The following is a 23037-nucleotide window of genomic DNA, read 5'->3' on the forward strand; positions in this document are numbered from 1 at the left end:
ACCAGAACTGCGCTCATCTCGTCTTGCATGTGCTTATCTTTTCAAATGTATGGGATATAAAAAAGGGGCTCGTTTTGCGAGCCCCTTGCCTTTTACTTCTGACCCAGAACAGCCAGAGGCAGCTCGTCCAGCATGGCGAACATCTCGTCGCGTGTAGTCTGGTCAATCATCTTGCCCGGGCTACGAACGTGGTTGGTGGTGAAGATACCAGCGCGGTGCAGCACTTCCTTATGAATGGAAACGCCGATACCCGGCTGCACACCGTAACGCATGAACGGCAGATATTTATAGAAGTGCTCACGAGCGGTCGCTTTGTCGCCTGCAAAGTAGGCATTCAAAATCGCATTGATCACTTCAGGGAATTCGCAGGCTGGCATGGTGCCGATTACACCGCGCTCCAGTTCCTCAAAGAGGTAACCTGCGTTCAGGCCGCCGAACTGAACAGCCGAACCATCAAGCACGGCTGCAAGCTGGGAGATCTTCAGCGTGGTTGGTGGCTGCTCAGCCTTCACGTATTTAACGCGGTCGAAATCTTTACAGATTTTGGCGAGGGTTGGCACAGGAATGTTAACGCCGGTCATCATCGGCGCATCCTGCACCATGATGTCGATATCGGTGTTGGCGCAAACATCGCGGAAGAAGTCATAGACCGCGTCCGGACCCGGCTTGATAACGGATGGTGGGTTTACCATCGCTACATCTGAGCCCAGTTCTTTCATGCGGTTGATGTCTTCAATTGCCACGTTAGCAGATGCACCACCTGCTGCCGCCACAACAGGTAGATCACCCACTGTGCGCTTGACCATGTTGATGATCGCAACTTTTTCAGAAGCGGTCAGCGCATAGCCTTCAGAAGCATTACCGAACAGAGCAATACCGTCGATCTTCTGGGACAGCAGGAACTTCATCAGACGTTCGATGCTGTCCAGATCCAAATCACCATTTTCAAAAAAGGCGGAGGCGAGAATTGGAACGTTGCCTTTAAGCATTTTTGTAATCCAATACGTGTTGTTTAATAATTTCTTCGTCAACTTCTACGCCGAGGCCCGGGCCAGACGGCAAGTGGTAACGACCAGCTTCGACAGTGATTGGTGCTTTCAAGATGCTGTTTGCCACCTCGAACACACTTGGCTGGAACTCAAGAATTTTGGTGTTTGGCAGTGCGCACGCCACGTGAATACTTGCGGCAATACATGGACCAAGACCAACGGACAGATGCGGAGCGATGGCGATGTCATGCGTTTCAGCCTGATAGCCAATGCGCATGGTTTCGGTGATGCCCACTCGGCCCACGTCCGGCTGAACAATATCGACCGCACGCTTATCGATAAACGGCTGGAACTCGAAGCGGGTGCGTTCTGTTTCACCAATCGCGATCGGGATCATGGTCTTGCTTCTCAGCTCGGCATGACCTGTCACGTTCTCTGGAAGCAGAGGCGCTTCAAAGAAGCGGATATCCAGCTCTTCCATGCGGCGAGCAAGACGAACAGCATCAGAAACGCTGTAGTTCCAGTGAGCATCGATGAAGAGCTGCACTTCTGGGCCAACGGCTTCACGAACAGCTTTCAGGTTCGCGATGTCTTCATCGACACCATAACCCAAAGCCATCTTGATTGCCTTGAAGCCCTTCTGCTTCCATGACTTTGCAAGCTCAACACGGCCTGCAATGCCTGGAGCCGGAAGGCCCGAAATGTAGCAATCAACGCCATCACGGTATGCACCGCCAAGCAATTCACTAACCGGAAGGCCAACAGCCTTACCGCGAATGTCCCACAGGGCACAGTCTACAGCGGCAATTGCATCAACCATGAAGCCGGTCAGGTAACCGCGGTCACGCATTGCGTCATACATGCGGGACCACAGAACGTTGGTTTTGTTCGGGTTCTCGCCGATCAGCAGTGGCGCGAACAAGTTCTTGATGATCTCGCTCACGACCTGCGGAACAACGGGAGCCAGTGCCTCACCCCAACCGACAAGGCCATTGTCGGTTGTGATTTTCACGAGGCTGGTTTCCATCTTGCGGGAGTACACACAGCGGTACTCGTCGCGATAGTAGTAGTCTGGGGCGTCTACGTCTGCTGATCCACCGAGATAGGCCTGCTTCGGCTTAATCTTGAGTGGAAAGCACTCAACTTGCGTGATTTTCATTCTTTTTCATTCCAAGGACAGGTTGATCGCCTACGGTGAAGTAGAGGACTGCCGCAGTAACCGCGATGATTGCCGCTGTGAGGATGAAGTCGGAGGCGTACATCAAGCCAAACGATGCAATCAGCATGAAGATGCGGTGAGCAATGCCGAAGCGTTTATGGAAGCAGCCAGCCAAGCCCGATGCCAGGAACACCATTGCAACAGCGCCGGAGATGATCTGAACTGCGATGTCCATTGGCGCGCCGATGAGAAGCAATTCGTTGTGGTAGACGAACAGGTACGGCACCACGAAAGCCGGGATACTCAGGCGGAATGCGTGCAAGCTGGTGGTCATTGGAGATGCTTCTGCAAGACCCGCTGCTGCATAGGAGGAAATCGCAACTGGCGGTGTAATTGCGGAGAACACACCGAAGTAAAGGATGAAGAGGTGCGCTGCGATTGGGGTAACGCCCGCTTCGATCAGGGTTGGCGCTGCAATAGCAACGATGAGGATGTATGCAGCAGATGTTGGAAGGCCCATACCGAGGACGAGGGACGCCAGCATCATGAAGAACAGCAGAAGGAAGACGTTATCGCTTGCAGTGCTGAGCACGATGGAGGTGAACTTAACGCCAAGACCGGTTTCTGCAGCAACACCAATAATGATACCAGCAGCAGCACAGGTTACGGTGATCATTACCGCGTCTTTTGTACCGTCCACCAGCGCCATAACGATCGCTTTAGGTCCCATACGGGTGGATGGATGAAGACCGCAGCAAACGATTACCGACACAAGCGCAATACAGGCTGACAGGTAAGGCGTGTAGCCCATGAACAGGACAGCAATAACAACAACCAACGGCAGCAGAAGGTACGCGCGGGAGAGAATGCTGCTCCATTTCGGGATCTGATCTTCGTTCAGGCCCTTCATGTCTTGAGCGACGGATTCAAAGTGAACAGCTACATAAATCCCGAAGAAGAATAGCAATGCCGGAATGGCTGCGATCACAATAAGGGATGTGTATGGAATGCCCACAAAGTCAGCAAGAAGGAACGCAGCTGCACCCATGACTGGCGGCAGAAGCTGACCACCGGTAGAAGCTGCTGCTTCCACGGCACCAGACATTGCTGGCGAGTAGCCGGATTTCTTCATCAGCGGAATGGTATAGGCACCGGTAGACACAACGTTTGCAGTTGCACTGCCAGAGATCGAGCCCATGAATGCAGAGGAAAGCACTGCCATTTTTGCAGGGCCGCCGCGGGAGCGACCAGCAAGGGCAAATGAGAGCTCGATGAACAGTTCACCTGCGCCGGAGCGTTCTAGAAACTTACCGAACAGCACGAACAGGAAGATAAATGTTGCAGCAGCCGCCAGAGGAATAGAGAAAATACCGTCTGTGGTGAAAACAAGCTTATCCAACAGATCATGGTAGGAGCTACCGGAATAGTTGAACGTTCCCGGAATGTGGTAGCCGTAAAGCGTGTAGAGGATTGCCGCGATACAGATAACCACCATGCCCATGCCAACAACGCGGCGAGCACCTTCAAGCACCAACAGTACGAGCAAGGTGCCCATGAACATGTCGGTCGAGGTTAGTTCATCAATGCCTGGGAGGCGCATGATGAGCGTGTCGTACTCAACAAAGGCGATGTAGCTGGTTGCAACCAGCGAAGCGACCACCAGAAGGAAATCCCAAACAATCAGATAAGGACGTTCTGGCGTTGAAACCGGCTTGAGCAAAAAGCCCAGTGGCAACAAAAGCAGGAGGTGGGTTGTACGGAATTTATAGGCTTCTGGAATACCGCTAAGTACGAGCTGCAGGTGATAAACAGCTGCAACAAGAGCGATAAGAAAGGCTAGCTTTGACAGCCAGCCTTTCACCAGATCAAACCTGTCGTTTGATACTGTAGTCATTGATTTTTCTCTGGGAGAATTAGTATTTTACGCCGATTTCGTCGAAGTATTTCTTAGCGCCATCATGAAGAGGAACGCCGGTGCCAGAAGCACAAGCCTGAGCAGAAGTCAGGTAAGATTTGATAGAACCGGAAAGAGCACTGAGACGCTGACGGCCTTCGTCAGAACATACTGCTTTAGCCATGCGGTAAGCGGTTTCATCGGATACTTTGGTGTTGGTGACGAGCACAACACCACCTGCAACGGATGGAACTGCTGCATCAATACCAGCGTAGGTGCCGCTTGGAATTTCGGTTGGAACGTAACCGTATTTCTCGGAGAGAGCGCCAATGGTTTTGCCGCTGATTTCCAGCATCTTCATTGGGCGAGCCGAGTTAATTTCGGTCAGCGGAGCATATGGCAGACCAGAAAGCATGGTTACAGCTTCAAGATGACCATCGCGGATGAGAGAGTTAGCATCAGAAATTGCTACAAACTCTACGCGGCCACCCCAATCCTGAATATCTTCGTAGGAGATGCCGTTTTCTTCAAGCACACGGCGGGTCAGCAGTTCGTTTTCACGGCCGCGTGGACCAACTGCAAGCTTGAGCGGGTATTTCTTCTCTTTCAGTTCAGCCAGAGAAGAAACTGGTACGTCCTTCAGGCTCATGAACTGGAAAGAAGATTCCATCACGGTGCCAACTGCGCGTAGCTCAGTGCTTGGCTTCTTGAAAGGTTCTGCGCCGTTCAGCGCTGCAAAGCCAAGGCCAGTGCTGGTGTGGCCGAACTGAGCTTTGTTGCTGCCAACCTGAATGGCATTGCCCATAGCGCCGCCAGCTTTCACGTTGACGTTGTAGTCTCCCTCTTTCTTGAGCTCTTCGCCTACCTGCACGCCAATTGCGTACACGCTGCCCGAGATAGAACCCATTGTGAAATTCAATGTCTCAGCAGCCTGCACAGACATTGTTGCAGCCAGAGATGCCGCTGTTGCAATAATTACACGTTTCATGATCACTCACTCCTGATCAAACTCCCTATGTTTCAATATTAGAAACACAGCAGTGTGCGAGCTATTCGTATCAATGTGTATTTTGTTGCATATATTGAACTTATACAGGCTTCGGCGAGTCTATATGTTTCATTATGTGAAACAATATATCAGTTATTGCACTCAATCCGCGACGCGAGGTCGTCGAGAAAATCGGTAAATTTGCGAAGCTCATCGGGCTTACAGATAACATTGGAAAGCGCGATAACCGCCTGACTGTTAATGAGCGGACGAGCCATTCTGTACTCGTTAAACGGATAAGCCTTCACATAATGAGAGCCATTACGCGCCAACTCCACATCCTCTTTGATGAGATCGAATTCATCATCACCAATCAGCTCTTTGATCTCTTCATCAGACTTGCGAGAAAGCAGCATGATGCCAGTAACAGAGCGGGAAGCGAGAATTTCCTCATAGTTACCAATGGACTGAGCCACAGACGCCGCGTTGGCGGTATGCACCAGATAAACAACCTTGTTTTTGTTGAGAACACCAATCGCGATGTTCAGCTCTTTGTTCTCGACCGACTCAAGCGCGCGGATCACCGATTTATAGAAACTGGAATTATGGATTGATACTGCGGACAAGCGATGCAGCCCCCAGCCTACGGTGTACTTTCGATTGTCCTGCTGATGAACCAGATCGAGCGCGATCAAGGTCTTCATAATTCTGGTGACCTTAGCAGGATCAAGCTCCAGCAACCGCCCCATCTCGCGAATACCCATCGGCTTTTCACTGGAGGCCAGAGTTTGAAGACATTGAATGGCATTGGAGATGCTTTGGTTGATCATAATATTCTCAAGCAATGTTGTTTGGCTCAACCAACTAACCAAGAGCCGCAGGATCACAAGTACGTACTAGCATCATCCCCGCACGGACAGACTTGTCAAACAATGCCATCAGCCAAACGAAATCCACCCGTCAGAACAGAAGAGCACGGTAACCAGATTGAGGCCCCAGGCCTCACAAAAAGAAGGAGAGACGCTGAAAAGCAATAGAACCATGCAACACTCGCAAGGCGCTGCACTATTTATGGAAAAACAGTTTGACGGGGAATATTGAGGCCTAAAAACAAAAAACGCCCCATGAGCGTTTGCTACATGTTGCGTTCGTGTTTGCCGTTAATCGGCTAACGAGCCGAAAATGGCGGAGAGACAGGGATTCGAACCCTGGATACGGTTTCCCGTATACACGCGTTCCAGGCGTGCGCCTTCAGCCACTCGGCCACCTCTCCGCATATTTTCGAAGCGTTGCGTTCGTCTGCAGCGCCGTCGTTGGAGGGCGGTATATATGCCCCTTCACGATCAGACAAGACACTTTGACAAATAATTTTCGCCTAATCCCCAATCTGTGCATGAAAAACATGTTTTGGGCCTATTTAATCCCCAACCGGCGGCCAACCATGCGTGCATTCACCTATATTTTCCCAAAAATTTCAAAGGAAAGTGAGTTGAAAATCCCCAAACCGGAAAACTTTATGGTTTTCTTATTGCCAGTTTACCCACAGTCTAGAGGACATTAACCGCTGTAGGGACGGAGCGCCTGCTGATGTTCAGTTTTTTGTTGAGACTTATCGGCCTTTGGATGGTCGCAATCGCACTTGTTTCGCTTGTGCTTGATTTGACCAAGAGCATCGCCGCTGCTGCGTGGATTACCACCTCCTCCGGTCAGCTATGGTTCGACATCTCTCCAAGCTCACTCAATGCAGCGCAAGCAGGCATTCAGCGCCATGTCTCACCACTGCTGTGGGATCCTGTCCTACAGTGGCTACTCACGCTACCACCTTGGGTAATTTTCGGACCAATCGGCCTTCTCATTCTCTGGGCTGGCGATCGCAAACACAAACTACGGACATCACTCCTTTAAGCGCCCGCTTTTATTCGCGCCATTGCCTCCTATATACTAGGGGCAACACAAGGAGAGGGTTACATGTCTTTTATGCGTATGCTGTCGGCGAAATATTCTATGGTTCCTGAAGAACAGGCACTAAAGGGCCGCGATACGCCGATTGTCCAACCCTCCAGACACTTCGTGAACGGGAATCCGATTAACCCGCCATATCCCGATGGGATGAAGGTGCTGGTAATTGGGATGGGCTGCTTTTGGGGCGCAGAGCGCGCCTTTTGGAGCATTCCGGGTGTTTATGTAACAGCAGTAGGCTACGCTGGTGGCTACACACCCAACCCCACCTATCAGGAAGTTTGCACCGGCCAAACCGGTCATACCGAGGTCGTAGCCGTTGTGTACGACCCCTCCAAGGTATCGCTGGATGATCTTCTTTCCGTATTCTGGGAAAAGCATGATCCAACCCAAGGCTTCAAACAGGGCAACGATATTGGTACGCAATATCGCTCTGCTATCTATGTAGACACTCCTGAAGAGTTGGAAGTGGTTGAAGTGTCTAAGGCCCGTTATCAAGCGGCGCTCAAAGAAGCAGGACGGCCAACAGCGATCACAACAGAAATCGGTTTATCGAAGCCATTCTACTTTGCAGAAGATGACCATCAGCAATATCTGGCAAAGAACCCTAATGGCTACTGTGGCCTAGGCGGCACTGGTGTGAGTTGCCCCTTACCATAAGGGGGCAAATCGCAGTTCGGCCCAACCAAATTTAGAGTTTCCTAAAGTAAAAACCGCAGCCTCCAGCGGCTTTTAAGTAAGCCGTTCGGCTAAAGGTGCAGAAATGCATCGCTTTTTAATTAATACAGGCTGCATACGTTAAACAACGTATCTCTGTGTTGTGTTTGTCATATGACGCCTATACGGTTAGGTGATTTCACTTATTTCAATATGCGTCATACATACAAATGCAACTTGAACTTATTGCCAACCAACTTTCTGCAATTAGCACCGCAATTGAGGATGCTAGTGTAGAAGCCTACGGTGACCTTTCTCCGAGCGCCGTAGCCGCTCTTTTAACCATGCGAAAACAGCGCTCTATGTCTATTGGTGCTGTTGCGGGCGAAATTCGCCTGTCCCATTCCGCCACTGTTCGTCTTATCGACAAGCTGGAGAAGGAATGGTTGGTTCGTCGCCAGAAACGGCGCGGGCGCGAGGTTATGGTGGAGCTCACCGCCAGAGGAAAACGCCGCGCTTCCGATCTTGCGCAAGCGCGCCAGCATGTTGCGACCAAGCTGCTGGAATCCCTCGAAGAGGGAGAGCGCCAGCAACTCTCCTCCTACTTCAATATCGTTCTGGGGCAAATGGATAGCCCTGCTTGCGCTCGTTTCTGCGAAAGCAATCCTATGAGCGAATTGGAAATGGCTGACTAAAAGCTGCTCTTTATTGGGGGACGAAGGATGCGTTCAGCCTTTGTCCCGCAGTTTTTCTCGTTTGTGCGGAAGTACGGTTTTAATGGATGAATTTCCTAGCGTGCTCTGTTAAATACGCCGCACTAAAAGGCCGAGAGAAAGAATAAATGGCAGAATTCGAGCGCGGTACAGTACTGTTGGTGGATCGGTTAACAGGAGCGCCTGCTAAGCTCTTTGTGAAGCCTGTCGAAATTCTCCAGTGCGATCAGCTAGTTGATGCCAAGTCTTTCCTTCAGCAACTGGAGCAGCGCCGCAAGGCAGGCTTCTATCTTGCCGGTTACTTTGCCTATGAGTTCGGCTATGCCTTTGAGAGCAAACTGGAAAAGCGCTGGAAGAACACCAGTGACACGCCGCTTGCGTGGTTTGGTGTCTATGAAAGTTATAGTGAGCTAGACAGTAACGAAGAGGCAGCTTGGCTGAATGCACAGGCCAAAGCGCCATACTCGGCAAGCCTGAACTGTCAGAACTTTGACCTTGATAAAGCCCAGTACGATGCGGCGTTCCTAAAAACGCAGCAGCATCTTGCCAAAGGCGATATCTATCAGATCAATCTGACGGTCAGAGCGGAGATTTCCAACGCCGGAGACCCTGCCAGCTTGTTCTCTCACCTGCTCTTTCACCAGCCTGTCGAGTATGGCGCTCTGCTGCACACCGGCGCGCGCCACATCCTTTCCATTTCACCGGAACTTTTCCTCCGCAAGCAAGGGCGGAAGATTACAACAAAGCCGATGAAGGGAACGGCAAAGCGCGGCCGAACAGCCTATGAAGATCAAGAGGTTGCGCGGTGGCTCGCAGCGGATGAGAAGTCCCGCGCCGAGAACACGATGATCCTCGATCTGATGAGAAATGATCTGTCTCGCATCAGCAAGGCGGGCAGCGTGCGCGTTCCGGCCCATTGCGCAGTGGAGACCTATCGCAGCATCTTCCAGATGACCTCCACGGTCACAGCCGAGCTAGAGGACGATGTGGAGCTGCCGGAGATTATGGAGGAGCTATTCCCGTGTGGTTCTATCACCGGAGCACCGAAACTCTGGGCAATGGAAATCATCGACAATCTGGAGGCAAGCGAGCGCGGCGTATACACCGGCTCCATTGGTTTCATAGATCCAAACGGAGACTTCTGCTTTAACGTGGCGATCCGCACTTTGGTGCTGGACGAAAACGGAAATGGCCTTGCGGGAACAGGTTCCGGCGTTGTTTACGATTCCGGCTCTGCGCCAGAGTATGAGGAATGTAAGCTGAAGCTGCAGTTTCTAAGCGAGAAAAGCGGACCGTTTCGTCTTTTTGAAACAATGGCTTGGAATGCAAATGACGGTTACGTTTTGCTAGAGCGCCATATTGCTCGCCTTGAAGACAGCGCCCGCTATTTCAACTATCCGTTTTCGCTTGGTGATACTCAGAGTCTGCTACTGGATGCAGCAGAAACATTTGAAGGTCCGCGCCGTGTTCGCCTCTCTCTTTCCCATCAAGGGGAGTTGGAGCTGGAGCACTTCGCGCTTCCTGAAAGCGACGGAAAGCGCTGGAATATCGCCATTGCAGGGGAAACCATCCATTCCAACGACCGCTTTCTGTTTCATAAAACCACCAAGCGATCTTTCTATGATGAAAGCCTGAAGCACTACCGCAGCTCAACAGGCTGCGACGAGGTTATCTTCTTGAATGAAAACGGTTTTGTTTGTGAAGGCAGCTTTACCAACCTGTTCGTGGAAGTAGAGGGAACACTCCTCACCCCAGCGCTTCATCACGGCCTGTTGCCGGGAACTTTCCGCGCAGGTCTGCTGGAACATGGTCTGGCCGAAGAAGCGGACCTTCGACCGGAAGACCTAATCAACGCTGATGCAATTTACGTTGGTAACAGCGTTCGTGGCTTGATTGAGTGCCAGCTGATACGCCAGCTTCAAGTCGTGTGAAGGCTTGGCCAAAGACGCAGAAGCGTTTCCTTATTGCGCTCATAAGCAATCTCGTCACCAAATGCGGGATTGCGGATAATCTGCATAGAAAACAACGCGCTCAAGCCATAAGGCGCGAAGACTGACAACCGGCCGTCGCCCTCAAGCCTTACACCAACAGCAAGTGCAGTAATGGGGCTGCGCAGTATCCACTCATCGGTACAAGTGATACCCGGCGTGGAAAGATCACTGCCCATCATGCCGCGAAAATGGGCTCGGGCCTGATTTTCCAAACGGATGAGATAACCGGTTTCCGACAATATCTTTTCGGTATTTCTCGCCGTTGTATTTTCCATCCGCTTTGTCGGCTGGGTCGCATCGTAATAGGAGATATAGAGAACCGGCCTTCTAAGAGTAACAGGAGGACCAGCAAGAGCACTCCAGACGCTGTAGCAGATACTGTGAGACGCAACGCGCCAATCTGGCAGCGCAAGGGAGCGCAAACCGCGGAGTGCAGCCATTAACTGATTGTCTGAGCGCACGATGAGCTCAAGCATTTTGCGCCGGTCATCTTCCGTTGACCGCGCTGGATCTGCGAGCAGATCCGCATCCAGTTTTTCCAATGTTCTATCCCTAGCAGGGTCTGGTCTTCGGGCCATGCACTGATCGACCGGCTTGTTTTTGCTTATTTAATTTATATCGCAAGCCGGAGACTACATCCAATAAAGCCCGTTTTATGGGTAAATGGCGCAAGACCGCAAGCAATCAGCGCTTGGGTTAATCCCAAGGCAGGCACTGAAGTTCGGGCCATAAACGCGCCATCCGCGCACACTTACGCTTGTATGTGTCATGATTGTCCAAAGTGTGATTGGGTTCCATACGCATTGCGTAAATCCGCCGCAATCCAAAAGGGGCGGCGATTTTTATGCTGCCATCACAAGCAACTGTGAACGCTACGCTATGGGTAAGAGCGGCGTAATAGAGCAAAGATTGAGTTGCCGATTTAAGCTTGGGATAGGGAGAGCCGAACTTTTCCTGAAACCACAAATGAACCCGCGCCTGATTTTTGATTTCCACCTCTACAGGCAGATGCGATGTTTTTGCAGCGATCGTTTCGATCACGTGGTTTTCTGCAGCCCAAGACCGATCTTCATCGAAATAGATGAGGTCTATGTCTTTAAGGCCATAACCTTCAGGTCTTTGAGTAAGGCTGTTCCATAAGCTTTGATAGATTGCGCCGGACGTAAGCCAGTAGTCGGCGAGGTTCAACGAACGCCCAGCCTCATAAGCTTCCATAAGAAGAGAGCTGTTCCTGATGAACGTTTTTAGATGGAGGGATAACTGCTCTTCGCTTGCGTCAACAACATGAGGTGCCAACGACCTGGCTGACTTCGCTTTGAACAATACATCCTCCCTCTGCAGGAGAAGTATTGTTCATTATTTGTTCCACAAGGGCAAGTTTGGCTGATATTAAAACGGGGACCGTTTGAGGTCCCCGTTTTCATTCAATCTATTAGGCAGTCACCATCACCTTGGTGGAGCGGGTGGAATCGCTAGCAAGAGCGAACGCCTCTGCCGCTTCTTCCAGAGGGAAGCTGCCGCTGATCATCGGCATAAGATCAACCTTGCCGGTTGCAATGAGGTGCAGCGCGTAGTCGTACTCACCGTCAAAACGGAAGGAGCCTTTGTAATCCAGCTCCTTGTTCATCGCGAGGTTGAGGTTCGCACGGCCAGTCAAGGTTGGAACGGTGCCGACCTGAACGACAACACCTGCGCGGCGTACAAGTTCAAGACAGTCAGCAAGCGCCGGCTCAACACCAGCGGCTTCAAACGCGATATCGATGACACCAGCCTGCTTCTGCTTTTCTTCAAGCGGAAGGAAACCGTCGATCACCACATCAATGCCCAGAGCCTTTGCAGTGTTGCGCGCATATTCAGATGGATCGGAAAGAACAACTTCTTTCGCGCCACCGACTTTTGCGCCAACAGCAACGAGCAAACCAATGGTACCACCGCCAACAACGAGGACGCGTTTGCCCATTGGCGAGCCAGCACGGCTAACAGCATGCAGCGCTACAGAGAACGGCTCTGCCATAGTTGCCAGACGAATATCCAGCTCAGCAGGTACCGGCTTGCACTGGAATTCTTCAGCAACGAAGTATCCGCGCATCATGCCTTGAGAGTGCGGGAAGCGGCTTGCACTGCCCATAAAGCCGTTGTTGGAGCAAAGGTGACGGCTACCATCACGGCAGAACTCGCAAGTGCCGCAGGTCTTTGATGGGTTGATGGCAATTGGCTGACCCACTTCCAGTCCCTCAACGCCCTCACCCAAAGCGGCAATGTAACCAGAAGCCTCATGGCCCGGAGTAAATGGCTCACGGATCTGGAAATTGCCGACACGGCCTTCGTTGTAATAGTGCAGATCAGAACCGCAAATACCAACTGCAGCCATTTGCACCAGCACCTGTCCGGCGCCCGGCGTAGGGATTGGCATTTCGACTACGCCTTTTTGAAGAGCAGACTCAATGGCCAGCCCTTTAGTCATTTCTTTATTGCACATTGCCTTCCCAGTTCCCTCTATTGGGTATCTGCAGCCAAACATTTGACCGTCAGCCAAGGCTCTTCACCGGCTCCCTGCGCGGAGAATCATCTACCTTTCATCCAGAGAGTCGTGCCTCACCAAAACTTCCTCATGAGCAAAGCCTAATCCACTACCATTCTAGTCGCCAGATAGTGTTTATACGCAACCCAAAGAGAACTATCCCCTACGTCACAATAATCTTGAGGAAAATAAAAGTGAGTCGTATACTTAGGCCATCAAAGGATCTATAGAAATCCTTTATTTCATCCCCCGAAATACGTTGAACTACTTACAATAGATATAGGAATAATAGTTAAATTTATCTCATTTTTATTTAGCGTGTTGACAGCTAATATTATTTCAGTTCATTAATCCGCCGTTTAACGTTGCTTTCGGGGAAAATGATGAAACGCCTTACTACATTCGCGCTTGCCGCGATTTCGACGGTTGCTGCCTCCAGCTTCGCTGTTGCAGCTGAGTACACCGCCCGCATCGGTCACCTTGAGTCTGTAGAACAGACCCGCCACGTTCACCTGCTCAAAGTAGCGGATATGGTGAAAGAGCGTACTGACGGTGCTGTAGAATTCCAGATCTTCCCTCAGGGCCAACTCGGCACACAGCGCGAGATGACTGAAGGCGTTCAGATGGGCGTTCTTGAAGCGACAGTCGCTCCAGCTGGCTTCCTTGGTGGTTTCAACCCAGCTGTTTCCGTTCTGGACATCCCTTACCTGTACCCATCCGACCCTGCAAAAGCACAGGCTCTGCGCGGTGGCGAATTTGGTAAAGCCCTCCTCGAAACCTTCAACTCCAAAGGCGTTGTTGGCGTAACTCTGTGGCCAAACGGCTGGAAGCACATGGCTTCTAACAAGCCTCTGAACTCTGTAGAAGATTTCAAAGGCCAGAAGTTCCGCGTAATGGACAGCCGCATCCTTATCGAGCAGTTCAACGCTCTTGGTGCATCTGCTGTAGCGCTGCCATTCAACGAAGTTTACACCTCCCTGCAGACCGGCGTTGTTGACGGCCAGGAAAACCCGATGGACACCATCTTGAAGATGAAGTTCTTCGAGGTTCAGGACAACATCCTCGTTTCCGGTCACGGCGCGTTTGAAGACGTAGTTCTCTTCAACCCAATGTTCTGGGACAGCCTGCCAGCAGAATACAAAACCGTCATCACCGACGCGTTTAACGAAGTTATTCCTCAGCTGATCACCCACAAAACCGCTGCTGCTGACGCTGCTCTTGAAGAAATCAAGAAGAGCGACACCAACATCATCGTTGCAAGCGACGAGATGAAGGGCCAGATGCGCGAAGTGATGTACCCAGCTGCACGCGATGCGTTCCTTGAGCGCTCCGGCGACGAAGGTGCAAACCTGATCGCGGTTTACGAAAAAGAGTTCGAAGCAGTCGCTGCGAAGTAAGCATTGGTAGCGGCGCGCTTATAGCTGGCACGCCGTCAACCATTTACAACCTATCCATGAAAAGAAGGCTGGATTTTAAGATCCAGCTTTCCTCATTTCTGCCAGGGGGTTAGATTGAAAGCTCTCCACTATTTGCGACTTGCGGAACGTTCTGCGATCGTCTCCATTTTTCTACTGATGGTTTTCCTCTTCTTTGCAAACGTGCTGGTTCGCGAGTTCGGTGGACAATTGGTGAGCAAGTTCGCATGGATTGAAGAAGGCGTCCGTCTGCTGAACCTGTTCCTTGTGTTCCTTGGCCTCGGCCTTGCGCTAGAGCGCGGCCGCCACGTAAGCATCGACAGTATCCGTGATCAGCTTCCGGCCGAAAAACGCCGCATCTTGATCAAGGTAATCGACCTCAGCGGTTTCCTGCTCTCCATCTACATGATCGTGCTGAGCTATCGCATCTCCGTGTTCGTGTTCGCCTCCGGGCAGACCAGCCCGACACTCGATATGTCGATGGGCTGGATTTACCTCGCTCCGGCAGTTGGCTTCTCCCTTCTTGCCCTGCGTTATGCCCTCAGCTTCTTCGGTGTAATTAATCGCTACGCCGACAAGCCGGGTGCCAATAGTGAAGAAGAAGAGGCAGCATAATGATCGCCATTCCTATTATTCTGGCCGGTGCTCTTCTTGTTCTTGGCTTTGAAATGTTCCTCGTTCTGGGTATGCCTGCCCTTGCTGTTAAGGAAATGTTCTACAGCAGGCTGCCTGAGATGGTGTTCATCCAGAAGCTGGTTGGCGGCATCAACCACACCACCCTTCTGGCAATTCCGTTCTTCATCTTTGCCGCTCAGTTGATGGGCGCTGGCCAGATTGCCCGCCGCCTGACCGACTTCATCCAGACGCTTGTGGGTCACACCCGCGGCGGTATGGGCCACACCACCATTGGTGCGTCCATGATGTTCGGCTCTGTGTCCGGTTCTGCTCCGGCAACCGTGGCAGCCATGAGTAACATGGTATATCCGCGTCTGCGTGAAAACGGTTTTAGCGAGCGCTTCAGCGTTGGCCTTATCGTATCCAGCGCGGAAACCGCTCTGCTTATTCCACCATCCATCACCCTCATCATCTACGGCTGGATGACCGGTACGTCCGTTGCACAGCTGTTTGCTGGCGGTCTTGCAATCGGTCTCTTCCTCGGCCTTGCCTTTGCCGTGATGGTGATGATTGAAGCGCGCCGCTCCAACATTACGCCTGCTGCCCGTTGCACTTGGAAAGAGCGCGGCGTTGCACTCAAACGTGCTGGCTGGGCGCTGGGTATGCCGGTGATCATTCTCGGCGGTATTTACAGTGGCTATGTGACCCCGACAGAAGCTGCTGTTGTTTCCGTTGTTTATGCAATCTTCGTAGAGATGGTTGTTTACCGACACCTCACCTTTAAAGACCTCTTCCACCTGACAGAAGCCAGTGCGATCCAGACCACTGTGATCTTCATCCTTCTGGCATTTGGTGGTGTGCTTGGTTTCTTCGTAACGCTTGCGCAGGTACCGCAGCTGATCCAGCAGTTCCTTGAGTTCATCAATGCAGGTCCGATCATGTTCCTGCTGATCATCAACATCTGCTTCCTGATCGCCGGTATGTTCATTGATCCGAACACCGCGCTGCTCATTCTGGTTCCACCGCTTTATCCGGTCGCTCTGGCTCTTGGTATTGATCCGATCCACTTCGGTATGATCGTTACCATGAACATCTGTATCGGTATGATTACGCCGCCATTCGGGCTTGATATCTTCGTTGCATCCTCAACGCTGAACAAACCCGTAGCGACTATCATCAATGGCGTGTGGCCGTTTGTTATGGCAAACCTTATCGTTCTGGCAATTATAACCTACGTGCCGGAGATCTCGCTGTTCATTCCTCGTCTGCTATTCGGATAAGAAGGTCCAAACGATGACCCAAGCAACCCATCACACTGCGACGGCACCTGCCGCGGGCGCTCTCAGCGTTTTCGCTGCTGATTGTACCGTCAAGTACAACGCTCCGGTCAACGCGGAGTACGGACACCTTATCGTCGATGCACCAGACAGCATTCTGGGCTGCGAGCCGGGCCAGTTCGTGCAGATCCTGTGCCCTGTAAACAGCTCTGAGCAGCCATATCTGCGCCGCCCGATGAGCATCTACAGCTATGACAGAGAAGCTGGCACCCTCGGCATCATCTACAAGATCGTTGGTCAGGGCACCAAAGCACTCACCAAGCTGAAGGTTGGTGACCCGATCAACATCATGGGCCCTCTTGGCACCGGATACGAAGTGAAACCTGAGTGGAACCACATTCTGCTCTGGGGTCGCGGCGTTGGCCTTGCCAGCCTTGCACCGCTTGCTGTTGAAGCTGCTAAAGCTGGCAAAAAAGTCACCACCATCTACAGTGCACGCTCCAAAGCTGTGCAGCTGCCGATTGACCAGTTCGAACAGCCGGGCGCTACCGTTATCACCGTGACCGAGGAGGAAGGAAACTCCGGTCTCGATAACATCCGCCGTATGGTTGAAGAGCAGATCAAGGAAAACGGTGTTGATGCGATCTATACCTGTGGCTGTGATCTGGCTCTGATCGAGCTGAAAGACGTTTGCCGCATTTACAACGTGCCAGGTGAAGTTGCTCTTGAACAGCGTATGGCTTGCGGCCTTGGCATCGGTCAGTGCTGCAGCCGTCCTTTCGCGGTTGAAGGCGACATCGTGCATAAGCGCGTTTGCAAAGAAGGTCCGGTATTCAAGATTCTGGAGACGCTGGTATGAGCAACCTTTCTACCAAAATCGGCAGTGTTCAGCTCGCCAACCCGATCATGCCAGCTTCCGGCACCTTCTCTGAAGATCTGGCGCAGGTTTTTGACCTGAACCGTCTTGGTGCTCTGGTTGCCAAAACCATTACCCGCGAGATCCGCAATGGTAACCCGACCCCGCGCATCTGCGAGGTTCGTGGTTCCATGATGAACGCGATTGGCATTCCAAGTAAGGGCGTGGACTATTTCCGCACGAACTCCCTACCGTTCTATGCGCAGTTCACCCCACCACTGGTTGCTTCTATCTCCGCGCCGAGCGTTGACGAGTTTGCCCGCATTTGTGAAGAAATCACCATGCCGGGCGTGACCGCCATTGAAGTGAACATCTCCTGCCCGAACATCGAGGAAGATGGCAAAGCCTTTGCAATGCGCCCTTCCACGGCTCTGGCGGTTATGAAGAAGCTTCGCTCTGCTACCGACCTTCCGCTTTGGGCAAAGCTGACACCAAACACCGGTGAGCCAGCAGAAGTTGCACAGGCTTGTGAAGAAGGCGGCGCGAATGCAGTTGTAACTGCAAACACGCTGCTGGCGATGGCTGTCGACATCCGCACCCGTAAGCCGAAGCTGGGCAACGTAATGGGCGGCCTTTCCGGCCCTAGCTTGAAGCCAATCAACCTGCGTATGACCTACCAGTGCGCCAAAGCCGTGAACATTCCGGTTATCGGCTGCGGTGGCATCGCTACTCTGGAAGACGTGCTGGAGTACCTCATGGTTGGCGCCAGCGCGGTACAGGTTGGCACTTCAACCTTTGTGAACCCAACCGTGATGGTGGATCTTGTTGATCAGCTCGACGCTTACATGCGCGAGAACCACATCAACGACCTGAGCGAAATCATTGGCAGCGTACGGGACAAAGAAGCAGCAGATGCTGTCTTCTTTCAGGAAGCGGCAGAATGAGCAATTACTATCACGAGCTTGCTGCAAAGCTATTCGATGATATTGAAAAAGATACGGCTGACTCCGCAGGGGTCAGCCGTCCTGCTTACTCGGATATAGAAACCCGAACCCTCGCCTATCTTGAGGCTTTTGCCAAAGAGAACGGCCTTGCCAGCTGCTCCGACGCAGCAGGCAACCTGATTTTCAGCCGACCAGAGAATATCGACGCCAAGGAGTACATCCTCATTGGGTCACACGCTGACAGCGTACCTCAGGGCGGCAACTATGATGGCCTCGCCGGTATTATCGCGGGCCTTCTTTGCCTTTTGAAAGCCTCTGAAACCAGCGCGACCTTCAAACACCCTGTAAAGGTGATGGCACTGCGCGGTGAAGAAAGCGCATGGTTTGGCCCGTGCTATATTTCTTCCAAGGCGCTTCTGGGACAGTTGAGTGCTGACGAGCTCTCCTCCAAACACAAAAGCGACGGGCGTACGCTGCGCGAGCATATGGAAGCGGTTGGTATCGATACCGCACCTATTGCCGAGCAGAAGCCATTGCTGGCGAGCGAAGAAGTGCTGCAATATATCGAGCTGCACATCGAACAGGGCCCGCTGTTGGTGGAGAAGAAAATCCCCGCCGCTGTTGTTTCCGGCATTCGCGGTAACTTCCGCCACAAACGTATTCGCTGTGTTGGTGAAGCTGGCCACTCCGGCGCGGTTCCACGCGCATACCGCAAGGACGCGGTGATGGCTTTTGCCGATCTGATGACCCGTCTCGACGAAAGCTGGCTGACGATTTTGCAAAAGGGTAACGACCTTGTGCTGACCAGCGGCATGATGGGAACGGAACCGGCAAAACACGCCATGACCCGTATTCCGGACGAAGTTGGCTTCTCGCTGGATATCCGCAGCCAGTCTTCGCATGTTCTTGAGGCCATGAAGCTGATGCTTCGCGGCGAAATGGCGACCATCTCCCTTGATCGCGGCGTTCGCTTCGAGATGGATGAAGAGCACAGCGTTGCCCCTGCTCTTTGTGATCCGCAAATCGTTGAAGGCCTTAGCGAAGCCATGCAGGCAACCGGTCGGGAGCCGTTTGTTATGGCAAGCGGCGCTGGTCACGATGCGGCGGTTTTTGCAAACAGCGGCATTCCAACAGGCATGATTTTCGTTCGTAACCGGAATGGTTCGCACAATCCCCTTGAAGCCATGGAGATTTCCGATTTTATGGTCGGAACAGAGATTCTTTTCCAATATCTGACGGAGTAGCTTTATGAGTACCGCCCGTAGCCTGACTATTCGCCGGCCCGATGACTGGCATCTCCACCTTCGTGATGGAGCCATGTTACAGGCGGTGCTTCCATCGACCTCCGCCAACTTTGGCCGGGCAATCATCATGCCCAACCTTGTGCCACCCGTCGTAACAGGTGCAGATGCACAAGCTTACAAAGAACGCATTGAAGCGGCGATTCCAGAGGGGCATGACTTCACCCCTTTGATGACGCTGTACCTCACCGAGAACACCGATGCTGATGACCTTGCAGCAGCAGCGCAGTCTGGCCTGATCTCTGCGGTAAAGCTTTACCCTGCAGGGGCGACAACCAACTCCGCAAGCGGCGTGCGCGACTTCGATAAAGTGTCCAACGTGCTTGAGCGCATGGCTGAAATCGGTCTTCCACTGCTTGTCCACGGTGAAGTGACCGACCACGACGTGGATATCTTTGACCGCGAAGCCGTTTTTATCGACCGCATCCTTGATCCACTTCGTCGCCGGTTCCCGGAACTGAAGGTTGTGATGGAACACATCACGACAGAAGAAGGCGTGAACTACGCCCGCGACGGTGGTGACAACCTTGCTGCAACCATCACCACCCACCACCTAATCATCAATAGAAACAACATCTTGGTTGGTGGTATCAAGCCAGACTATTACTGCCTACCTGTAGCCAAACGCGAAAAGCACCGCTTGGCTTTGCGCGCTGCCGCAACCTCTGGAAGCCCGAAATTCTTTACCGGAACAGACTCCGCACCGCACACGCAGGCTAACAAACTCTGTGCATGTGGCTGCGCAGGTATTTTTACTGCTATTAATTCTATGAGTTGTTTGGCACATGTCTTCGAAGAAGATGGTGCACTAGACAAGCTTGAGGCATTCAGCTCCTTGAACGGCCCAGCTTTCTATGGCATGGCACCAAACGAACAAAGAATTACACTGGTCAGAGACGATGCGCCTGTAGAATTTCCGCGCCAAATTTGGACTGAAGACGGACCAGTCACCATATTCGACCCCGGCTTCGACCTCTTCTGGAAAGTGGAACAATAAGACTCTCAGGCGCTCTGGCCTAAACTTTAAGTCAGAGAGAGCCCGAGATGTTTTCTAATTCTTTCCCTGAGCGCGAGCTCATGGCTGAAATCACCGCGAAAATGCTGATGGAAATCAACGCTATCCATTTCCGCCCAGAACAGCCATACACCTTCACTTCCGGGCTTGCGTCGCCAGTTTACATTGACTGCCGCAAGCTCATTTCTTATCCGCGCATCCGCAACACCCTGATGGATTTTGCAACTGCAACCATCCTGCGCAACTGCGGCTTCGAAAAGTTCGACGCTGTTGCTGGTGGTGAAACTGCTGGTATTCCTTTTGCTGCTTGGATTGCAGACAAAATGAACGCACCTATGCAGTACGTTCGCAAGAAGCCAAAAGGCTTTGGCCGTGACGCGCAGATCGAAGGTCACGTTGAAGAAGGTTCCCGCATTCTTCTGGTGGAAGATCTGACCACCGACGGCGGCTCCAAAATCAAGTTCTGCGAAGCTCTGCGCCGCGCTGGTGCGGAAGTAACCGACACCCTCGTCGTGTTCTACTACGACATCTTCCCAGAAACCAAAGACAAGCTGGCAGAGCATGGCCTGAACCTGCACTACCTCTGCACTTGGTGGGATGTTCTCAAAGTTTGCCGCGACAACGGCTACTTTGATGCAGCAACTCTGGACGAAGTTGAGAGCTTCCTGAACAATCCGCTGGAATGGTCCAAGAACCACGGCGGCATCAGCGAAATCACCATCTAATTTCGCAGCGCCATTCTTTGAGAAACGCCGGTGTACCCATTCCGGCGTTTTTCTTTTTTGGCACCCCAGTTAAAAGCGCAGCGATACCTATCGCTACCCGCCAGCAAAGTCTGACCACCTCTTTTAAGGAGGTCGGAACCCAAGGATTTTTCTTCCAAACGGAAACGATACTCTCTCTGACGTATCCGTTTGGTGCTCTTGTGGGGTTTCGTGTCGCTGCGTTTTCTGGTCCGCTTCTTTAGCCTATTCGCTGTTTTTGCTCTTCTGGCGCACCCTGCCGCCAGCAGCGATCACCTGCGCGAGACAGATTACCCAGACTTGAGAGGCGTTTGGCACGCAGCACAGGCCCGCGCCATCTACTGGCACCGCGATACGGTTGATGAAGCAACGCAGCGGTTCGCTCTTGAAATTCAGGAGCAGGAAGGCCCCGCCCTCGAAGGGGAGCTGCACTGGAAAACTGTTCTTTACAAAGGCCCTGACCATGACGGCGTGCGCGAAGTTCACGAAGGACGCGAACCGGTTATCGGCATGATTAGCTGGGCAGGAGACGCGTTTACACTGGTGGAGCACCCTGATAGCGGAACCATCCAAGGACGCATCCTAGAGCCCAACACGATAGAAATCATGCAGTTTGAAGCGGGCAACAAAGCCATGGTTGCCCGCTATCTACTGGTTCGTTCTCCGGCTCGTTTGGCGGGCACTACACTCCCGCAAACCAACCAATAATCGCCGAGTTGGCAAGGTCGATGAAGAAGCCGCACGTCAACGGAACAATCAGAAAAGCCTTGTGAGACGCACCGAAACGCTGCACGACCTGTGTCATGTTAAGCACCGCAGTTGCGGTGGAGCCTAGCGCAATACCTCCGAAACCTGCCGAAACGACCGTTGCATCGTAGTCCCTTCCCATCGCTCTAAAGACGATGAAGTAGGCGTAGAGGATCGCCAGCAGAATTTGCAGGGCCATGACGAAAGCGACGTAGTCTATAGATGCCCAGACGGTGAGGAGGTCCATGCTCATCAAGGCCATAGACAAGAAGATACCAAGGCTGATGTCTGAAATGAGTGCAACGCCGCGATTGCGCCCTGCTCTGCTAACCTTTGGAGCTAATAGCTGGCCAATGTTGTTGTAGAGAATACCGCAGACCAGAACCGGCACGAACAGAGGAACAACAACCCCCGCTTCGGTCAGCGACAGATGCAGCGCAAAGCCGATAGCGCAGACCATATTTATGGAGAAGATGCCTTTCAGGACATCATAGTAATGCAATGCGGGACCGCGGGATTCCCCTTCAAGCGCGCCGACTTCAAGATCACGATCATTGCTACCAGCGATCTTGTGGCGATACATGAGGCGCTGTGCGATAGGACCGCCGATAAGACAGGCTGCGATCATGCCTACAGTGTTACAGGCAATGCCGATCTCCTGCGCCCCGGTTAAGCCGAGCTGATCTTCAAAGATTGGCGCCCAAGCCACAGTGGTTCCCACTCCGCCCACGAGCGACACAGAGCCAGAAACCAGCCCAATCAGCGGGTCCAGCCCGAATACTGTGGCGGCGGTCATGCCTGTCAGGTTTTGCAGTATGAGGAAGACTGTCGACACTGCGATCAAAATCGCCAGCGGCTTACCACCACTCACCAGATCCATAATGTTGGCGCGAAGCCCTATCGCGGCGAAGAAGTACACGAGGAAGAAGTCCCTCGGTTCTGTCGCGAAAGTCACCTTCACATTGAGAAGGACATTCACAAGCGCAAGAACAAGTGCGCAGATCAAACCGCCGGCTAAGGGATCAGGGATGCTGAAACGCCGAAGATAGACGGATTTTTTTGAGACGTACTGCCCCAAGAACAAGACAAGAATAGCGATGTTGAAGGTGAAAAAGGTATCGACTGGAAAAGTCACGCGCACGCCTTTTAGCTATTTTTATTCTAGCTGCGACCAGTGCTCGTGGGCCTATGGCAGGCCCGGCCACAGATTATTGGCCGCGTTCCTGCTCAAGGCATATCGCGGCACGAGTGTT

The 23037-nt window shown here is 52.4% G+C and carries 22 protein-coding genes and 1 tRNA gene; 13 read left to right on the plus strand and 10 right to left on the minus strand.

The genetic code is table 11. The features are described from left to right. Positions 1–92: 92 nt before the first annotated feature. The 6 genes from E1162_RS10400 to E1162_RS10425 all read right to left on the minus strand — a co-directional run bounded on the left by E1162_RS10400 (position 93) and on the right by E1162_RS10425 (position 6303). The gene (locus E1162_RS10400) at positions 93–989 is read right to left on the minus strand and encodes a dihydrodipicolinate synthase family protein (protein WP_155130434.1); all 897 of its coding nucleotides are present in this window, start codon (positions 987–989) and stop codon (positions 93–95) included. Next, positions 982–2148: a mandelate racemase/muconate lactonizing enzyme family protein gene (locus E1162_RS10405; protein WP_155130436.1), complete on the minus strand. Its 1167-nt coding sequence runs from the start codon at positions 2146–2148 to the stop codon at positions 982–984. Before E1162_RS10405 ends, E1162_RS10400 begins: the two co-directional genes overlap by 8 nt. Then, positions 2129–4042, minus strand: coding sequence for a TRAP transporter permease (locus tag E1162_RS10410; protein WP_155130438.1), 1914 nt, complete (start codon positions 4040–4042; stop codon positions 2129–2131). The genes E1162_RS10405 and E1162_RS10410 overlap by 20 nt, the downstream gene beginning before the upstream one ends. Before the next feature lie 19 nt (positions 4043–4061). Then, positions 4062–5030, minus strand: a complete 969-nt coding sequence (locus E1162_RS10415; protein WP_155130440.1) for a TAXI family TRAP transporter solute-binding subunit — start codon at positions 5028–5030, stop codon at positions 4062–4064. A gap of 149 nt (positions 5031–5179) precedes the next feature. Then, positions 5180–5860: a helix-turn-helix domain-containing protein gene (locus E1162_RS10420; protein ID WP_155130442.1), complete on the minus strand. Its 681-nt coding sequence runs from the start codon at positions 5858–5860 to the stop codon at positions 5180–5182. A gap of 353 nt (positions 5861–6213) precedes the next feature. Then, positions 6214–6303, minus strand: a tRNA-Ser gene (locus tag E1162_RS10425). Between the two features lie 314 nt (positions 6304–6617). Between E1162_RS10425 and E1162_RS10430 the strand changes: the two genes are divergently transcribed. The 4 genes from E1162_RS10430 (at position 6618) to pabB (ending at position 10290) form a co-directional block, all read left to right on the plus strand. Then, positions 6618–6935 (plus strand): hypothetical protein, encoded by a 318-nt coding sequence (locus E1162_RS10430; RefSeq protein WP_257098904.1) that lies wholly within the window; start codon positions 6618–6620, stop codon positions 6933–6935. A 63-nt stretch (positions 6936–6998) separates the two neighbouring features. Beyond that, complete coding sequence (gene msrA, locus E1162_RS10435; RefSeq protein ID WP_155130444.1) at positions 6999–7649, plus strand: peptide-methionine (S)-S-oxide reductase MsrA; 651 nt, start codon at positions 6999–7001, stop codon at positions 7647–7649. 227 nt (positions 7650–7876) lie between these two features. Continuing rightward, positions 7877–8341 carry a MarR family winged helix-turn-helix transcriptional regulator gene (locus tag E1162_RS10440; protein WP_155130446.1) on the plus strand — a complete coding sequence of 155 codons (465 nt, stop codon included), beginning with the start codon at positions 7877–7879 and terminating at the stop codon, positions 8339–8341. Between the two features lie 146 nt (positions 8342–8487). Continuing rightward, positions 8488–10290, plus strand: coding sequence for an aminodeoxychorismate synthase component I (pabB, locus tag E1162_RS10445; RefSeq protein WP_155130448.1), 1803 nt, complete (start codon positions 8488–8490; stop codon positions 10288–10290). Here pabB and E1162_RS10450 read toward each other — a convergent pair. The 3 genes from E1162_RS10450 to E1162_RS10460 all read right to left on the minus strand — a co-directional run bounded on the left by E1162_RS10450 (position 10278) and on the right by E1162_RS10460 (position 12829). Then, positions 10278–10928: a nucleotidyltransferase family protein gene (locus E1162_RS10450; RefSeq protein ID WP_155130450.1), complete on the minus strand. Its 651-nt coding sequence runs from the start codon at positions 10926–10928 to the stop codon at positions 10278–10280. The genes pabB and E1162_RS10450 overlap by 13 nt on opposite strands. A gap of 118 nt (positions 10929–11046) precedes the next feature. Continuing rightward, positions 11047–11673, minus strand: coding sequence for a nucleotidyltransferase family protein (locus E1162_RS10455; protein WP_257098905.1), 627 nt, complete (start codon positions 11671–11673; stop codon positions 11047–11049). Between the two features lie 109 nt (positions 11674–11782). Then, the gene (locus E1162_RS10460; protein WP_257098906.1) at positions 11783–12829 is read right to left on the minus strand and encodes an L-idonate 5-dehydrogenase; all 1047 of its coding nucleotides are present in this window, start codon (positions 12827–12829) and stop codon (positions 11783–11785) included. 425 nt (positions 12830–13254) lie between these two features. Here E1162_RS10460 and E1162_RS10465 point away from each other — a divergent pair, with 425 nt between their 5' ends. The 9 genes from E1162_RS10465 (at position 13255) to E1162_RS10505 (ending at position 21745) form a co-directional block, all read left to right on the plus strand. Then, positions 13255–14268 (plus strand): TRAP transporter substrate-binding protein, encoded by a 1014-nt coding sequence (locus tag E1162_RS10465; protein WP_257098907.1) that lies wholly within the window; start codon positions 13255–13257, stop codon positions 14266–14268. A gap of 114 nt (positions 14269–14382) precedes the next feature. Then, on the plus strand, positions 14383–14901 hold the full coding sequence (locus tag E1162_RS10470; RefSeq protein WP_155130458.1) for a TRAP transporter small permease: 519 nt from the start codon (positions 14383–14385) through the stop codon (positions 14899–14901). After that, positions 14901–16181 (plus strand): TRAP transporter large permease, encoded by a 1281-nt coding sequence (locus E1162_RS10475; RefSeq protein ID WP_155130460.1) that lies wholly within the window; start codon positions 14901–14903, stop codon positions 16179–16181. The genes E1162_RS10470 and E1162_RS10475 overlap by 1 nt, the downstream gene beginning before the upstream one ends. A 13-nt stretch (positions 16182–16194) precedes the next feature. Beyond that, complete coding sequence (locus tag E1162_RS10480) at positions 16195–17037, plus strand: dihydroorotate dehydrogenase electron transfer subunit (RefSeq protein ID WP_155130462.1); 843 nt, start codon at positions 16195–16197, stop codon at positions 17035–17037. Then, complete coding sequence (locus tag E1162_RS10485; protein ID WP_155130464.1) at positions 17034–17978, plus strand: dihydroorotate dehydrogenase; 945 nt, start codon at positions 17034–17036, stop codon at positions 17976–17978. Before E1162_RS10480 ends, E1162_RS10485 begins: the two co-directional genes overlap by 4 nt. Then, on the plus strand, positions 17975–19222 hold the full coding sequence (locus tag E1162_RS10490) for a Zn-dependent hydrolase (protein WP_155130466.1): 1248 nt from the start codon (positions 17975–17977) through the stop codon (positions 19220–19222). Before E1162_RS10485 ends, E1162_RS10490 begins: the two co-directional genes overlap by 4 nt. 4 nt (positions 19223–19226) lie before the next feature. Next, on the plus strand, positions 19227–20276 hold the full coding sequence (pyrC, locus tag E1162_RS10495; protein WP_155130468.1) for a dihydroorotase: 1050 nt from the start codon (positions 19227–19229) through the stop codon (positions 20274–20276). A gap of 47 nt (positions 20277–20323) precedes the next feature. Next, positions 20324–21019 carry an orotate phosphoribosyltransferase gene (locus E1162_RS10500; RefSeq protein ID WP_155130470.1) on the plus strand — a complete coding sequence of 232 codons (696 nt, stop codon included), beginning with the start codon at positions 20324–20326 and terminating at the stop codon, positions 21017–21019. Positions 21020–21229: 210 nt separating this feature from the next. Continuing rightward, positions 21230–21745 carry a hypothetical protein gene (locus tag E1162_RS10505; RefSeq protein ID WP_155130472.1) on the plus strand — a complete coding sequence of 172 codons (516 nt, stop codon included), beginning with the start codon at positions 21230–21232 and terminating at the stop codon, positions 21743–21745. On the opposite strand, the gene gltS is transcribed toward E1162_RS10505, so the two are convergent. Beyond that, positions 21720–22919 carry a sodium/glutamate symporter gene (gene gltS, locus E1162_RS10510; protein ID WP_371311898.1) on the minus strand — a complete coding sequence of 400 codons (1200 nt, stop codon included), beginning with the start codon at positions 22917–22919 and terminating at the stop codon, positions 21720–21722. The genes E1162_RS10505 and gltS overlap by 26 nt on opposite strands. Positions 22920–23037: the final 118 nt, after the last annotated feature.

Source organism: Pseudovibrio flavus (genome assembly GCF_009711345.1).
In the GTDB taxonomy this organism is placed as follows: Bacteria; Pseudomonadota; Alphaproteobacteria; order Rhizobiales; family Stappiaceae; genus Pseudovibrio; species Pseudovibrio flavus.

What these genes read in the sequence shown, in the direction of transcription:
- E1162_RS10405 (WP_155130436.1), bottom strand. Translation starts at nt 2,148, where the DNA reads ATGAAAATCACGCAAGTTGAGTGCTTTCCACTCAAGATTAAGCCGAAG.
- E1162_RS10400 (WP_155130434.1), bottom strand. Translation starts at nt 989, where the DNA reads ATGCTTAAAGGCAACGTTCCAATTCTCGCCTCCGCCTTTTTTGAAAAT.
- E1162_RS10465 (WP_257098907.1), top strand. Translation starts at nt 13,255, where the DNA reads ATGAAACGCCTTACTACATTCGCGCTTGCCGCGATTTCGACGGTTGCT.
- E1162_RS10415 (WP_155130440.1), bottom strand. Translation starts at nt 5,030, where the DNA reads ATGAAACGTGTAATTATTGCAACAGCGGCATCTCTGGCTGCAACAATG.
- msrA (WP_155130444.1), top strand. Translation starts at nt 6,999, where the DNA reads ATGTCTTTTATGCGTATGCTGTCGGCGAAATATTCTATGGTTCCTGAA.
- E1162_RS10410 (WP_155130438.1), bottom strand. Translation starts at nt 4,042, where the DNA reads ATGACTACAGTATCAAACGACAGGTTTGATCTGGTGAAAGGCTGGCTG.
- E1162_RS10500 (WP_155130470.1), top strand. Translation starts at nt 20,324, where the DNA reads ATGTTTTCTAATTCTTTCCCTGAGCGCGAGCTCATGGCTGAAATCACC.
- pyrC (WP_155130468.1), top strand. Translation starts at nt 19,227, where the DNA reads ATGAGTACCGCCCGTAGCCTGACTATTCGCCGGCCCGATGACTGGCAT.
- E1162_RS10490 (WP_155130466.1), top strand. Translation starts at nt 17,975, where the DNA reads ATGAGCAATTACTATCACGAGCTTGCTGCAAAGCTATTCGATGATATT.
- E1162_RS10440 (WP_155130446.1), top strand. Translation starts at nt 7,877, where the DNA reads ATGCAACTTGAACTTATTGCCAACCAACTTTCTGCAATTAGCACCGCA.
- E1162_RS10430 (WP_257098904.1), top strand. Translation starts at nt 6,618, where the DNA reads ATGTTCAGTTTTTTGTTGAGACTTATCGGCCTTTGGATGGTCGCAATC.
- E1162_RS10450 (WP_155130450.1), bottom strand. Translation starts at nt 10,928, where the DNA reads ATGGCCCGAAGACCAGACCCTGCTAGGGATAGAACATTGGAAAAACTG.
- pabB (WP_155130448.1), top strand. Translation starts at nt 8,488, where the DNA reads ATGGCAGAATTCGAGCGCGGTACAGTACTGTTGGTGGATCGGTTAACA.
- E1162_RS10420 (WP_155130442.1), bottom strand. Translation starts at nt 5,860, where the DNA reads ATGATCAACCAAAGCATCTCCAATGCCATTCAATGTCTTCAAACTCTG.
- E1162_RS10475 (WP_155130460.1), top strand. Translation starts at nt 14,901, where the DNA reads ATGATCGCCATTCCTATTATTCTGGCCGGTGCTCTTCTTGTTCTTGGC.
- E1162_RS10480 (WP_155130462.1), top strand. Translation starts at nt 16,195, where the DNA reads ATGACCCAAGCAACCCATCACACTGCGACGGCACCTGCCGCGGGCGCT.
- E1162_RS10460 (WP_257098906.1), bottom strand. Translation starts at nt 12,829, where the DNA reads ATGTGCAATAAAGAAATGACTAAAGGGCTGGCCATTGAGTCTGCTCTT.
- E1162_RS10485 (WP_155130464.1), top strand. Translation starts at nt 17,034, where the DNA reads ATGAGCAACCTTTCTACCAAAATCGGCAGTGTTCAGCTCGCCAACCCG.